The organism is Aminobacter niigataensis, assembly GCF_946995915.1.
Taxonomy (GTDB): Bacteria; Pseudomonadota; Alphaproteobacteria; order Rhizobiales; family Rhizobiaceae; genus Aminobacter; species Aminobacter niigataensis.
Genome location: NZ_OX341518.1, coordinates 182,954 through 196,106, shown reverse-complemented (window position 1 = coordinate 196,106; position 13,153 = coordinate 182,954). Strand labels below are relative to the sequence as shown.

Sequence of the window (13,153 nt, the reverse complement as noted above, 5' to 3'; positions counted from 1 at the left end):
ATCCCTGATGACACGCGAAACCATCGTCAACGTTCTCCTGGCGCTGCTGCTGCTGGCGGTCCCGCTCGGCGCCTCCGCCATGGGCGAACCGTTCTACATCACGCTTGCGACGCGTATCGCTGTGCTGGCGCTGGCCGCCGTCGGCCTCAACATCGCGCTCGGCCTTGGCGGGCTGGTTTCGTTCGGCCATGCCGCATTCTTCGGCCTTGGCGGATATGCGGCGGGCATCCTCGCGACCCATGCCTTCGACGGCGTGCCGCTCTTCGCCGGCATCCCGGGCACGGATTCGATGCCGATCATCTGGCTCGTCACGGTGGTGGTTTGCGGGCTCCTCGCCTTGCCCATTGGTGCGATCAGCCTGCGCACGACTGGCGTCTATTTCATCATGATCACGCTCGCCTTCGCGCAGATGATCTACTACTTCGCCATTTCCTGGCCGGCCTATGGCGGCGAGGACGGGCTGTCGATCTACGTCCGAAGTGCCTTCCCCGGCGCCAACACCGCCCAGCCGCTGCCGTTCTTCCTGATCTGCTATGCCGTGCTCATGACAGCGCTGGGCCTGTTCTGGCTGCTGCGCGGATCGCGCTTTGGCGCTGCTCTGCAGGCAGCCCGGCAGAATGCAACGCGGCTGTCTGCGGTGGGCATCGCGCCGTTCAACATCAGGCTGGTCGCCTTCGCCGTCTCGGCGATGGTCACCGGTGTGGCCGGCGCGCTGTTTGCCGACCTCAACAAGTTCGTCAGCCCGTCGATGATGTCGTGGCACATGTCGGGCGAACTGATCGTGCTGATCATCCTTGGCGGCAAAGGCCGGCTGTTCGGGCCGGTCGCAGGCGCCATGCTCTATGTTCTGTTTGAATTCGCGCTTGGTGGCATCACCGAACGCTGGCAGTTCTTCCTCGGCCTTATCCTGCTCGGTGTCGTGTTGTTTGCGCGCGGCGGGCTGCTCGGCCTTTTGGCAGGAAAGGCGCGTCATGGCTGAGCCGGTCCTCGAAATCCTGGAGTTGCGCAAGACCTTCGGCGCGCTGAAGGCGACTGACGGCGTCAGCCTAACGCTGATGCCGGGAGAGATCCACGCGCTGATCGGTCCCAACGGTGCGGGCAAAAGCACGCTGATCCACCAGATTTCGGGCTCGATCAGGCCGGATAGTGGCACGATCCGTTTCCTCCGCCAGGACATGGCCGGGCTGGGCATGGCCGCACGCGCCCGGCTGGGGCTTGGGCGCAGTTTCCAGATATCGTCGCTGGTGCAGGAATTTTCAGCGCTGCGCAATGTCATGCTGGCGGTGCAGGCGCGGCAGGGTTCGAGCTTCCGCTTCTTCCGTCCCGTCATGGGCGATCCGACGCTGACCGAGCCGGCGATGGCGATGTTGGAACGCGTCGGCCTAGCCGGGCGTGCGCAGATGCCCGCCGCCGAGCTGTCGCATGGCGAGCGCCGCCAGCTCGAAATAGCCATTGCGCTGGCGCTTGGCTCGAAAGCCTTCCTGTTCGACGAGCCTATGGCCGGCATGGGCCCGGAAGGCTCGAAAAGCCTGACAAAATTTCTCGACGGCCTGCGCCACGAGGCGCCGATCCTTTTGGTGGAACACGACATGGATGCGGTGTTCGCGCTCGCCGACCGCATCTCCGTTCTCGTCTATGGCCGCGTCGTCGCTACCGGCACGGTGGACGAGATCCGCAACGACCCCGAAGTCCGCCGGGCCTATCTCGGAGAAGCCGCGTGAGCCTGCTCGAACTCAACGGCGTCGAGACTTTCTACGGCGCTTCGCAGGCGCTGTTCGGCGTTACGCTCGACGTCAGCGAGGGCGAAGTCGTGGCGCTGATGGGCCGCAACGGCATGGGTAAGACGACGACGATCAATTCCATACTTGGCCTGGCGAAACCACGCTCGGGCACGATCAGCTTCGGCGGCCGCCAGGTCGCCGGCATGCGGCCGCACCGCATCGCGCGACTCGGCCTCGGCCTGGTGCCCGAGGGACGGCGCTGCTTTCCCAATCTCACTGTATTCGAAAATCTCGTCGCCGCAGCCCGCGGCAGCGAGTGGACCTACGACAAGGTGGTGGAGTTGTTCCCGCGTCTCGGCGAACGCCGCGACCAATACGCCAACACGCTGTCGGGTGGCGAGCAGCAGATGCTGGCCATCGGCCGGGCGCTGATGACCAACCCCAGCCTGCTCATCCTCGACGAGGCGACCGAGGGCCTGGCGCCGGTCATCCGCCAGGATATCTGGGCGGCGATCCGCAAGCTCAAGGCTGCGGGCCAGTCGATCCTGGTCGTCGACAAGACTTTGTCCGAATTGCTGCCGGTGGCCGACCGCTGCTTCGTCCTGGAAAAGGGCGTGGCGGTCTTTTCGGGCGCGCCCGAGGCGCTGACGCCTGAACTTCAGGACCGTTATCTCGGGGTATGAAAAAGGGCGGCCCGGCCGCCCTTTTCCTTGATCTCTTGGTTCTGGCCGTTCAGGTCACCGCCGACTTGACGGCGAAACGCGCTTCTTTCCAGGCATCGGTGCGCAGGATGTCTTCGAGCACCTCGACGGCTTGCCAGACATCCTTGAAGCCGACATAGAGCGGCGTGAAGCCGAAGCGGAGCGTGGCGGGTGCACGGAAGTCGCCGACCACGCCGCGCTCGATCAGCGCCTGCATGATCTGGTAGGCGTTGTCATGCGCGAAGGAAACCTGGCTGCCGCGCCTTGTGCCGTCGCGCGGGCTTTCAAGCTCGAGACCGTAACCGGCGCATTTCGCTTCGACGAGTTGGATGAACAGGTCAGTGAGCGCGATGCTCTTGGCCCGCAGCGCCTGCATGTCGACGTCGTTCCAGATGTCGAGCGCGCCTTTCAGCGCCCGCAGCGACAGGATCGGCTGGGTGCCGCACTGGAAGCGGCGAATGCCGGCATCGGCGGCGTAGCTCTGCTCGAAGGCAAAAGGCCTGGCATGCCCCCACCAGCCGCTGAGCGGCTGGCGCGCTTCCGCCAGATGTCGCTTGGCGACGTAGATGAAGGCCGGCGCGCCGGGACCGCCATTCAGGTACTTGTAGGTACAGCCGACGGCGAAGTCGGCGTTCGAACCGTCGAGATCGACCGGCAGTGCGCCGGCGGTGTGGCAGAGGTCCCAGACGATCAGTGCACCAGCCTCATGGGCCTTCTTCGTCAAGGCCGCCATGTCGCGCAGTTCGCCCGACTTGTAGTTGACGTGATTGACCAGGACGACGGCCACGCTTTCGTCGATCAGCTCTTCGATCGACGGCGCGTCGACGCCCTCGAGCCTGAGCACGGCGCCGGCTCGTGTCGAGGCGACGCCCTCGGCCATGTAGAGGTCGGTGGGGAAACTGCCGCCCTCGGCGACGATCACCGAACGCTCGGACCGGAGCCCCATCGCCGCATGCAGCGCCTTGTAGATGTTGATCGAAGTCGTGTCGCAGACGACCGTCTGGCCTAGTGCGGCGCCGACGAGGCAGCCGATCTGGTCGCCCAGTTCGACTGGCATGTCGAACCAGCCGGCCTTGTTCCAGCTGCGGATGAGGTCTTGGCCCCACTCCTGCTTGGCGGCCTCGGTGAGCTCCGCGAAGGCGGCGGGTGATGCCACGCCCAGCGAATTGCCGTCGAGATAGACCAGCCCCTCGGGCAGCACGAAACGATCGCGCATCGGACGCAGCACATCGGCTGCATCCATCGCCTCGATCGCGACGAAATCAGGAATTCCACTCATGATGCGGCTTGTCCTTGATTATTCGCGAATGGTTTCGCGTGCGGGCGCCGACCCGCGGCTGCGCTTGAGGCTCGGCAGTGCAAGCATGGCGAGCACGAACAGGCCGGTGGCGAGCTTGAGATCGGGGGGCGGCATGCCGGCGGCAAGGCAGAACGACACCAACTGGTAATAGACGACCGCGCCGACGAACGGGGCGGCGAGTTGGCGCAGCACGGTCTGCTTGCCGACGATGGCTTCGCCGATCATCAGTGCCGCAAGGCCGTTGATCAGGATGCCGAGGCCCATATTGACGTCGGCAAAACCTTGCGACTGCACCATCAAGGCGCCGCTCGTTGCCGAGAAAGCGCTGGCGAGGCCGACGCCGCCGATGGTGGCGACCCAGACATTGATGCCCTGGGCCTCGGCCATGTCGGGGTTGGCCCCGACGGCGCGGATCGCGGTGCCCTTCTCGGTCTTGAAGAACATGTTGAGCAGGATGAAGACGGCAGCGCCGATCAGGCCCGCAATGACGATCTTGCTCGCCGGGAAACCGGGTTGCAGATATGGCGCCCAGTCGAACACGCTGGGCGAACCGAAGACCGAGAGGTTCGACTTGCCCATGATGCGCAGGTTGATGCTGTAGAGCATCGTCATCATCAGGATGCCGGCGAGCAGCGTGTGGATGCGGAAGCGCAAATGGATGAAGGCGGTGCAGCAGCCGGCGAGGAAGCCGGCGATGACGGCAACCGCAATCGCCGTCAGCGGCGAAGCGCCGCCGGCCAGCAGCACACCGCAGACGCAGCCGCCCAGCGGAAAGGCACCCTCGCTGGTGAGGTCGGGGAAGTTGAGCGTGCGGAACGGGATCATGATGCCGAGCACGACGAATGCCAGGATCAGGCTCTGCGCCAGGGTGACGGGGACGAGCGCGACGAAGCTCGAAAAGATGTTCTGGATAAGGTCCATGATGATCAGCTCGCCAGCAGCATGCGGTCGGTTTTCACGGAGAAATGGCCGATCAGGTCGACAACCGTCACCTTGGCTTTTTCCTCGCCGGAGATTTCGAGCCGGAGCTTGCCGGCGTCGAGCATGATGACGCTGTGGCCGAAATCGACGGCGTGCTGCATGTTGTGGGTCACCATCAGCGTGGTGAGCTTCAACGCATCGACGGCGCGAACGGTCGCCTGCATGACGATTTCGGCGGTGCGCGGGTCGAGCGCGGCCGTATGTTCGTCGAGCAGCAAGAGGTCGGGTGAGCCGCCGACCGCCATGATCAGTGACAGCGACTGGCGCTGGCCGCCCGAAAGCAGCTCGACGCGGGTGTCGAGGCGGTTTTCGAGGCCGAGACCGAGGAGCGAAAGACGTTCCTTGTAGGTGGCAAGGCGGGTCGCATTGAGGCCCTGGCGCAAGGTGCGCTTCTGGCTGCGCAGATCTGCGAGCAGCATGTTCTCGGCGACCGTCATTGAGGCGGCGGTGCCCTTCATCGGGTCCTGGAAGACGCGTGCAAGCCGCATGGCGCGCTTGTGGACGGGCATGGCCGTCACATCGTCGCCGTTGATGATGACCTGGCCGGAATCGAGCACCAGCGCGCCTGATATGGCGTTCAGCATGCTGCTCTTGCCGGCGCCGTTGGAGCCGATGACGACACCGAACTCGCCGGTGGCGAGCTTCAGGCTGAGGCTGTCAAGGGCGACCTTTTCGTCGGCCTGGCCCTTGTAGAAAACTTTACGTGCAGATCGGATTTCGAGCATCCGTCCCTCCCGAAAAAGGCGACGGCGTCAAGGACGCCGCCGCCTGTTTTGACGAAGTGCTATGTCAGTCGACGATGCAGCCGCAATCGGCCAGCGTCTCGGGGATCTCGATGCCGAACGCCGCCATCGCCTTCTTGGAGATCGTCGGGGCGTGGTCGGCATAAGCCGGACGCGACGGTGCAATGGTCTTGGGATCTGCACCCTTGAGGATCTCGGCAGCGATCTTGCCGGCGTTCATGCCGACCTGGGTGTAGTTCACGGCAAAGCTTGCCGGCACGACGCCGTTGCGGACTGCGCCGTCGTCGGAGTTGACGATCGGGATGCCGGCCTGGCGCGCTGCGGCCGACACGGCGGCAACCGCCGGTTGGAGCAGGTTCGAGGCAGGCGTGTAGATCACGTCGGCCTTGCCGGCGAAGGAAGCGATGCGCTGCTGGATGTCGTTGACGTTGTCGACGCCGACTGCGACGACCTCGAAGCCGGCAGCGGGTGCCACTTCCTTGATCTTTTCGAGCAGGGCGACGTCGTTTGCCTCACCCGGATTGTAGGGCACGCCGAAGCGCTTGGCATTCGGCAGCAGCTTCTTGGTGAATTCCATGACGGCTGCCATGTCCTGCAGGTCGGTGGCACCGGTCATGCCTTCGTCGCCCGCATCCCACGACGGAACGAGCTTGGCGGCGACGGGGTCGGTGACGGCCGAGAAGACGACCGAAATGCCGGAGCCGGCGAGCGCCTTCTTGGCGATCTGCGAGACCGGGGTGGTGACAGTGTAGATCAGCTTCGGCTGTTCGGCCTGGAGCTTGGCGATCATCTGCGGCACCAGCGAGGCGTCGAAATTGGTGTGGCTCTCGGTGTAGACGACGTCCTTGCCTTCGACAAAGCCGTTCTCCGACAGCGCCTGCTTGAAGCCGGCGATCGAGGCGTTGAGCTGCGGATGCTCGCCGAAATTGGCGATGCCGATCTTGATCGGATCGGCAATGGCAGCACCGAGGCTGGCGGCGAGAGCGCCGGCCACGAACAGGCCCGACAGCAGGCCGGACTTCAGGTTTCTCATCTATTCCTCCCAGATTGACAAGGCGCCGCTCACTGAACGGCGGCATGGACAAGATCATGCGCAGTCGCAGCGCGCCTGTCAACATTATATATAATTCTTGCCAGCTGCTCCCATGATATATAATTCTTCGAGTCAAGCGGTCTCGCGGATGGATAGCGATGCAGGATGACGAGCACTCCACCAAGACGGAAGCGGCCTACCGGCTGCTGCGTCGCGATATCCTGACCACGCGCCTGATGCCGGGTGCGCCGCTCAAGCTAAGCGTGCTTCGCAACACCTACGGTGTCGGCTGGACGCCGCTGCGGGAGGCGCTGTCGCGGCTGGAGGCCGAGCGCCTGGTGACGGCGATTTCCAATCGCGGTTTTGCCGTTGCGCCTGTTTCGCGCGGCGAACTCGAAGACCTTGCCCGTGCCCGGATGGTGGTCGAAATTCCGCTGTTGCTCGAATCCATGGACAAGGGCGACGCCGACTGGGAAGCAGCCGTTGTCACGGCGCATTACCGGCTCTCCCGCTGCAAGATCGCACCTGACGACCCCTCCGACGAGGCGGTCGACGAATGGGACGAAAAGCACGAGGCCTTTCACACCGCATTGCTGAGCGCGGCCACGTCGAACTGGCTGTTGCGCTTCCGCTCGACAGTTTCGGACCAGCTACGCCGCCACCACCGCTTCCTCGGTCTGTCGCCGACGATGAAGGCTGCGGCTGGCCAGAAGAATGGCTACGAAGCGGCGGTTGCGGCGCTGCGCGAGGCCATGGCGATCGAGCACCATACGGCACTGATGGAGGCGGCACTCGACCGCGACGTCGAGCGGGCCAAGAAGCTGATGATCGACCACATCGGCTATACGCTGCATGTCTATGTCCATACCGAAGACGGCAGCGGAGGCAAACTGGCTGCACGCATCGGCCGCGTGAAATCGCCTACGGCAGCCGAATGAGCGCGCCGCATCGCCCGACGCTGGACGAGATTGCCGCGGCGCGCTTGCGGCTGGCACCCCACATGGCGCGCACGCCCACGATGCGTCTCGATCTCGGCCTGCCGGACCGCCAGATATTCCTCAAGCTCGAAACGCTGTCGCCGATCGGCGCATTCAAACTTCGCCCGGCGCTCAATGCGCTGCTGTCGCGCGACGCCGACGTCTTGCGCAATGGTGTCGCCACGGTCAGTTCGGGCAACATGGCCTACGGCATGGCCTGGGCGGCGAACAGACTTGGTGTGCCGATGGCCGCTTACATGTACCAAGGTGCGCCACAGACCAAGATTGACGGGGTGCGGCGGCTCGGCGGCGAGGTGCGTTTCATCTCGATGGAAACCTGGTGGCAGTACATCATCGGTGCCGAATTGCCCGACTTTCCCGAATTGCTGATCAATCCGGTGACCGACCAGGCCGTGCTGTCGGGCAACGGCTCGATCGGCACGGAAATTCTGGAAGACCTGCCCGAAGTCGACGTGGTGCTCACTCCCTATGGCGGCGGCAGCATGACCTCAGGCGTCGCCAGTGCCGTCAAGGCTCTGCGGCCGCAGGCAAAAATCTTCGCCGTCGAGGACGAGAACGCGGCGCCAGTGACGGCGGCGCTTGCTGCCGGCCGCATCGTCGAGATCGACACGCGCCCCTCCTTCATCAAGAGCATCGGCGGGCCTTCGCTGGTGCCGCAACTCTGGCCGGTGGCCCGCGAACTGATCGACGGCGCGATCACCGTCAGTCTGGCGCAGGTGACCGAGGCGATGCGCCTGCTGTTCACCAAGGCCAAGGTCGTCGCCGAGGGCGCGGGCGCTGCCTCTCTGGCGGCAGCGTTGTCGAGCGAGCACGCCAGGGGCAATGTCGTCTGCGTCGTGTCGGGCGGCAACATCGACGCCGCGGCCTATGCCACGGTGCTCGGCGGCGGCATTCCTGCACACTAAATCTTTCAAGCTTGTACGAACCGGCGAAACGGCACTACAAAGCCTGTTCGGACCGGCTGGCTTCCCCGGTCTGCGAGGCTGGGAAAGACCGGGCAGAAGATGGACGAGCGCAAAGAAACGACGAACGCCAGCGGATGGGTCGACGGCGAGACCAAGGTTCTCGAAGCACCCGGCGACCATGGCGCCGAGTTGCGGCTGTGGCTCAGGCTGCTCACCTGTTCGACCCTGATCGAGACCGAGGTGCGGCGTCGTCTGCGTGAGGAATTCGACTCCACCCTGCCCCGCTTCGACCTGATGGCCCAGCTCGAACGCGCCAGTGACGGCATGGTGCTGGGCGAAGTGTCCAAGCGCATGATGGTGTCGCCCGGCAACATCACCGTGCTGGTCGAGCGGCTGGCCGAAAGCGGCCATATCAGCCGCACGACCTCGCCGACCGACCGGCGCGTCCAGATCATCGCGCTGACGCCCTTCGGCCGCGCCGAGTTTGAAAAGATGGCGTCGGCGCATGCCGACTGGATCGCCGACCTGTTCGGGGGCCTTGCCGCGAAGGACGGTGCGGTCCTGCTCGACGAACTCGCCAAGCTCAAGCGCTCCATCGTCGCGTCGCTCGGCAAGGGGAGCTGACCCCAGCTACGCGCGCTATCCCCTGTAGTCTTCACAGCACTCATCACTGACGACGGGCTGAAGTGCCCATCGCGAAAATAACTTTAAGCTTGAAGTTTCTCTGAAACGAGTCCATGGTGCCGGTACGGTCAAGGTCGGGCGAGCCCTGTCCTGGCGGCTGCATCACCTTCGGAGGAGAACGGCATGCGCATTGTCTGTATCGGTGGCGGGCCGGCCGGTCTCTATTTCGCATTGCTGATGAAGAAGCAGCACCCTGCGCACCAGGTCACCGTCGTCGAGCGCAATCGCCCCTTCGACACCTTCGGCTGGGGCGTGGTGTTCTCCGACGCCACCATGCAGTCGATGCGCCAGTGGGACCCCCAGACGGCTGAGACCATCGAGGTTGCCTTCAACCACTGGGACGACATCGAGCTGGTGTTCAAGGGTCGCAAGATCCGCACCACCGGGCACGGCTTCGTCGGTATCGGCCGCAAGAAGATGCTCAACATCCTGCAGGAGCGTTGCCTCGAACTCGGCGTCGAGCTGGTGTTCGAAACCGACGTCCAGGGCGACCAGGATTTTCCGGACGCCGACCTGATCATTTCCTCCGACGGCGTCAATTCGCGCATCCGGCACAAATATGCCGACGTCTTCAAGCCCGACATGGTGATGCGGCCCAACCGCTACATCTGGCTCGGTACCGACAAGCGCTTCGACGCCTTCACCTTCGACTTCCAGCGTACCGAGCACGGCTGGTTCCAGGCCCATATCTACCGCTTCGACGACAACACCTCGACCTTCATCGTCGAGACCACCGACGACGTGTTCCAGGCACACGGCATCGACGAGATGGACCAGGACCAGTCCATCGCGTTCTGCGAGAAGCTTTTTGCCGGCACGCTCGATGGCCACAGGTTGATGACCAACGCCCGCCATTTGCGCGGCTCTGCCTGGCTGAATTTCGGCCGCCTGATCTGCGACAAGTGGAGCCATTTCAACGGCACTAGCCACGTCGTTTTGATGGGCGACAGCGCCCACACCGCACACTTCGCCATCGGCTCGGGCACCAAGCTTGCCATTGACGACGCCATTGAACTGACGCGTCAGTTCGACCTCATCGGCCACGACAAGGCCAGCATCCCGGCTGTGCTCGAAGCCTATGAGGACGTGCGTCGCGTCGATGTCGCCCGCATCCAGAATGCGGCGCGCAACGCCATGGAGTGGTTCGAGGTCGTAGGCACCCGTTATGCCGACACGCTGGAACCCGAGCAGTTCATGTATTCGATGCTGACCCGCTCGCAGCGCATCAGCCACGAGAATCTGCGCCTGCGCGACAAGGACTGGCTCGAAGGCTACGAGCGCTGGTTCGCCGAGCGCGCCGGCGTCAGCCCCGCCCCCAACGGCTCGGTCCCACCGCCGATGTTCACGCCTTTCAGCATTCGCGGGATGACTTTGAAGAACCGCATCGTCATGTCGCCGATGGCGATGTATTCGGCGACCGATGGCCTGCCCGACGACTTCCATCTCGTCCATATCGGCTCGCGCGCCATGGGCGGTGCTGCCCTCGTCTTCCCCGAGATGACCTGCGTCTCGCCGGACGCGCGCATTACGCCCGGCTGCCTCGGCCTGTGGAACGACGAGCAGGCCAGCGCTTTCAAGCGCATGGTCGATTTCGTCCACCATCAAACACCGGCGAAGATCGGCATCCAACTGGGCCATGCCGGCCGCAAGGGGGCGACAAAGGTTGCCTGGGAAGGCATCGACCAGCCGGTGACCTCAGGCGGCTGGCCGCTGATCTCGGCCTCCGCCCTGCCCTATCTCAAGCATTCCGACATGCCGCGCGAAATGACCCGCGAGGACATGGACCGGGTGACCGCCGACTTCGTCAGGGCCACGGAGCGTGCGCGCGACCTCGGCTTCGATATCCTCGAACTGCACGCCGCCCACGGCTATCTGCTGTCGTCCTTCCTGTCGCCGCTGACCAATTTGCGTGACGACGAGTATGGCGGCAGCCACGAGAACCGCGCCCGCTATCCGCTTGAGGTGTTCAACGCGATCCGCACTGTCTGGCCGGAGGACCGGCCGATTTCGGTGCGCCTCTCCACCCACGACTGGTACGAGGGTGGCAACACGCCGGACGATGCCGCGATCTTTGCGAAGATGTTCAAGGACGCAGGCGCCGACATGATCGACTGCTCGTCGGGCCAGGTGGTGAAGGAAGAGCAGCCGGTCTACGGCCGCCTGTTCCAGACGCCGTTCTCCGACAAGATCCGCAACGAGATCCAGGTGCCGACGATCGCGGTGGGCGCCATCTCCGAGGCCGACCACGCCAACTCGATCATTGCTGCCGGCCGCGCCGACCTTTGCGCCGTCGCTCGTCCGCATCTCGCCGACCCGTCATTCGTCATGCATGAGGCGGCGAAGATCGGCTACGCCGAGCAGGCCTGGCCGAAGCAGTACCGGACCGCTCGTGCGCAATACGAAAACAACCTTGCACGCGCAGCGGCTGCAGCGCCCACGGGCAAGGCATGAGCAATCAGAGCAAGAACGGGCGCCACGCCCTCGTCACCGGTGCCGGCAGCGGTATCGGCCGCGCCATCGCCTTTGCGCTGGCGAGCAACGGCCATCGCGTCAGCCTCTGCGGCCGGCGTGCAGCACCGCTCGAGGCCCTGCGTGCCGAGATCGCCGCCGCTGGTGGCGAAGCCTTTGTACTTGATGGCTTCGACGTCACCGACGCGCAGTCGGTCGAGACAGGTATCGCCAAGGCGATTGCTCAGGCCGGCGACATCGCCGTGCTGGTCAATTCTGCCGGCGAAGCGCCGTCGGCGCCGTTCGACAAGACCGACCTTGGCATGTGGAGCCGGGTGATCGGCATCAACCTGACCGGTACCTATCTCGTCACCCAGGCAGCCCTTGCCTCGGTCAAGCGTGCCGGCAACGGACGTATCGTCAACGTCGCCAGCACCGCCGGCCTGACCGGCTATGCCTATGTCTCGGCCTACTGTGCTTCCAAGCACGGCGTGATCGGGCTGACGCGCGCACTGGCATTGGAACTTGCCCGCACCGACGTTACGGTCAACGCGGTTTGCCCTGGTTTCACCGACACGCCGCTGCTCGACGGTGCGGTCGAAACGATCACCGGCAAGACCGGCCGCACGGCCGACGAGGCCCGCGCAAGCCTTGCCCATGCCAACCCGCAGGGACGCCTCGTCACGCCTGGGGAAGTAGCCGACACCGTGCTCTGGCTCGCCTCGGAAAAGGCAACGGCAATCACAGGCCAGGCGATTCCGGTCGCCGGCGGCGAAGTACTGGGAGGATGACGATGACCAACCCGATGCAGGACAAGAAGCGTCCGTTCCAGGGCCACCAGGCGAAGCACTTCCTGTTCGAGACCGATGCCGACGGCCGCGTCGCCACCGTCACGCTCAATCGTCCCGAGAAGAAGAACCCGCTGACCTTCGAAAGCTACGAGGAACTTACCGACCTGTTTCGTGCGCTCGGCCGCGCCAGCGATGTCCGCGCCGTGGTGCTGACCGGGGCCGAAAACAACTTCTCCTCCGGCGGCGACGTCTTCGACATCATCGAGCCGCTGACCAAGATGTCGATGCCTGACCTTATCGACTTCACCCGCATGACCGGCGACCTAGTGCGCCAGATCCGCGCCTGCCCGCAGCCGATCATCGCTGCCGTCGACGGCATCTGCGCCGGCGCCGGCGCCATCCTGGCCATGTCGTCCGACTATCGCGTCGCCACGCCCGAAGCCAAGACCGCCTTCCTGTTCAATCGCGTCGGCCTCGCCGGCGCCGACATGGGCGCCTGTGGCATCCTTCCGCGCATCATCGGCCAGGGCCGTGCCGCCGAACTCCTGTTCACCGGCCGCGTCATGACCGCCTCCGAGGGCCATGCCTGGGGCTTCTACAACGCGTTGCATGAGCGTCCTGCCCTGCTGGGGGCTGCGCAGAAATTCGCCCGCGACATCGCCGACGGGCCGTGGTTCGCCCACACCATGACCAAGAAAATGCTCGACCAGGAATGGGCGATGGGCATCGACCAGCTGATCGAATCCGAGGCGCAGGCGCAGGCGATCTGCATGGCGACGGGCGACTTCCGCCGCGCCTTCGAGGCCTTTGCCGCCAAGTCCAGACCTGAATTCAAGGGGAACTGAGCC

The 13,153-nt window shown here is 64.5% G+C and carries 13 protein-coding genes; 9 read left to right on the top strand and 4 right to left on the bottom strand.

What is annotated here, in order from left to right:
- Nucleotides 1–7 precede the first annotated feature (7 nt).
- The 3 genes from O1Y97_RS25235 to O1Y97_RS25225 are packed head-to-tail and all read left to right on the top strand — an operon-like array spanning nucleotide 8 to nucleotide 2,404.
- Nucleotides 8–979: a branched-chain amino acid ABC transporter permease gene (locus O1Y97_RS25235; protein ID WP_268738280.1), complete on the top strand. Its 972-nt coding sequence runs from the start codon at nucleotides 8–10 to the stop codon at nucleotides 977–979.
- A complete protein-coding gene (locus O1Y97_RS25230) occupies nucleotides 972–1,721 on the top strand; it encodes an ABC transporter ATP-binding protein (RefSeq protein ID WP_268738082.1) in 750 nt (249 codons plus the stop codon). The genes O1Y97_RS25235 and O1Y97_RS25230 overlap by 8 nt, the downstream gene beginning before the upstream one ends.
- Nucleotides 1,718–2,404, top strand: coding sequence for an ABC transporter ATP-binding protein (locus O1Y97_RS25225; RefSeq protein WP_268738081.1), 687 nt, complete (start codon nucleotides 1,718–1,720; stop codon nucleotides 2,402–2,404). The genes O1Y97_RS25230 and O1Y97_RS25225 overlap by 4 nt, the downstream gene beginning before the upstream one ends.
- 49 nt (nucleotides 2,405–2,453) lie before the next feature.
- Here O1Y97_RS25225 and kynU read toward each other — a convergent pair whose 3' ends face one another.
- From kynU to O1Y97_RS25205, 4 genes are all read right to left on the bottom strand, one after another.
- Nucleotides 2,454–3,701, bottom strand: a complete 1,248-nt coding sequence (gene kynU / locus O1Y97_RS25220; RefSeq protein WP_268738080.1) for a kynureninase — start codon at nucleotides 3,699–3,701, stop codon at nucleotides 2,454–2,456.
- Nucleotides 3,702–3,719: 18 nt separating this feature from the next.
- The gene (locus O1Y97_RS25215; RefSeq protein WP_108610330.1) at nucleotides 3,720–4,643 is read right to left on the bottom strand and encodes an ABC transporter permease; all 924 of its coding nucleotides are present in this window, start codon (nucleotides 4,641–4,643) and stop codon (nucleotides 3,720–3,722) included.
- A gap of 5 nt (nucleotides 4,644–4,648) precedes the next feature.
- A complete protein-coding gene (locus O1Y97_RS25210) occupies nucleotides 4,649–5,428 on the bottom strand; it encodes an ABC transporter ATP-binding protein (protein WP_268738079.1) in 780 nt (259 codons plus the stop codon).
- Nucleotides 5,429–5,492: 64 nt separating this feature from the next.
- Nucleotides 5,493–6,479: an ABC transporter substrate-binding protein gene (locus O1Y97_RS25205; protein WP_108610332.1), complete on the bottom strand. Its 987-nt coding sequence runs from the start codon at nucleotides 6,477–6,479 to the stop codon at nucleotides 5,493–5,495.
- Nucleotides 6,480–6,637: 158 nt separating this feature from the next.
- Between O1Y97_RS25205 and O1Y97_RS25200 the strand changes: the two genes are divergently transcribed.
- From O1Y97_RS25200 to O1Y97_RS25175, 6 genes are all read left to right on the top strand, one after another.
- Nucleotides 6,638–7,417: a GntR family transcriptional regulator gene (locus O1Y97_RS25200; RefSeq protein ID WP_268738078.1), complete on the top strand. Its 780-nt coding sequence runs from the start codon at nucleotides 6,638–6,640 to the stop codon at nucleotides 7,415–7,417.
- On the top strand, nucleotides 7,414–8,382 hold the full coding sequence (locus O1Y97_RS25195; RefSeq protein ID WP_268738077.1) for a pyridoxal-phosphate dependent enzyme: 969 nt from the start codon (nucleotides 7,414–7,416) through the stop codon (nucleotides 8,380–8,382). The genes O1Y97_RS25200 and O1Y97_RS25195 overlap by 4 nt, the downstream gene beginning before the upstream one ends.
- A 99-nt stretch (nucleotides 8,383–8,481) precedes the next feature.
- Nucleotides 8,482–9,006: a MarR family winged helix-turn-helix transcriptional regulator gene (locus O1Y97_RS25190; RefSeq protein WP_268738076.1), complete on the top strand. Its 525-nt coding sequence runs from the start codon at nucleotides 8,482–8,484 to the stop codon at nucleotides 9,004–9,006.
- Nucleotides 9,007–9,189: 183 nt separating this feature from the next.
- Nucleotides 9,190–11,517: a bifunctional salicylyl-CoA 5-hydroxylase/oxidoreductase gene (locus O1Y97_RS25185; RefSeq protein WP_268738075.1), complete on the top strand. Its 2,328-nt coding sequence runs from the start codon at nucleotides 9,190–9,192 to the stop codon at nucleotides 11,515–11,517.
- Nucleotides 11,514–12,305, top strand: coding sequence for an SDR family NAD(P)-dependent oxidoreductase (locus O1Y97_RS25180; protein ID WP_268738074.1), 792 nt, complete (start codon nucleotides 11,514–11,516; stop codon nucleotides 12,303–12,305). Before O1Y97_RS25185 ends, O1Y97_RS25180 begins: the two co-directional genes overlap by 4 nt.
- Nucleotides 12,302–13,150: an enoyl-CoA hydratase family protein gene (locus O1Y97_RS25175; RefSeq protein ID WP_268738073.1), complete on the top strand. Its 849-nt coding sequence runs from the start codon at nucleotides 12,302–12,304 to the stop codon at nucleotides 13,148–13,150. Before O1Y97_RS25180 ends, O1Y97_RS25175 begins: the two co-directional genes overlap by 4 nt.
- Nucleotides 13,151–13,153: the final 3 nt, after the last annotated feature.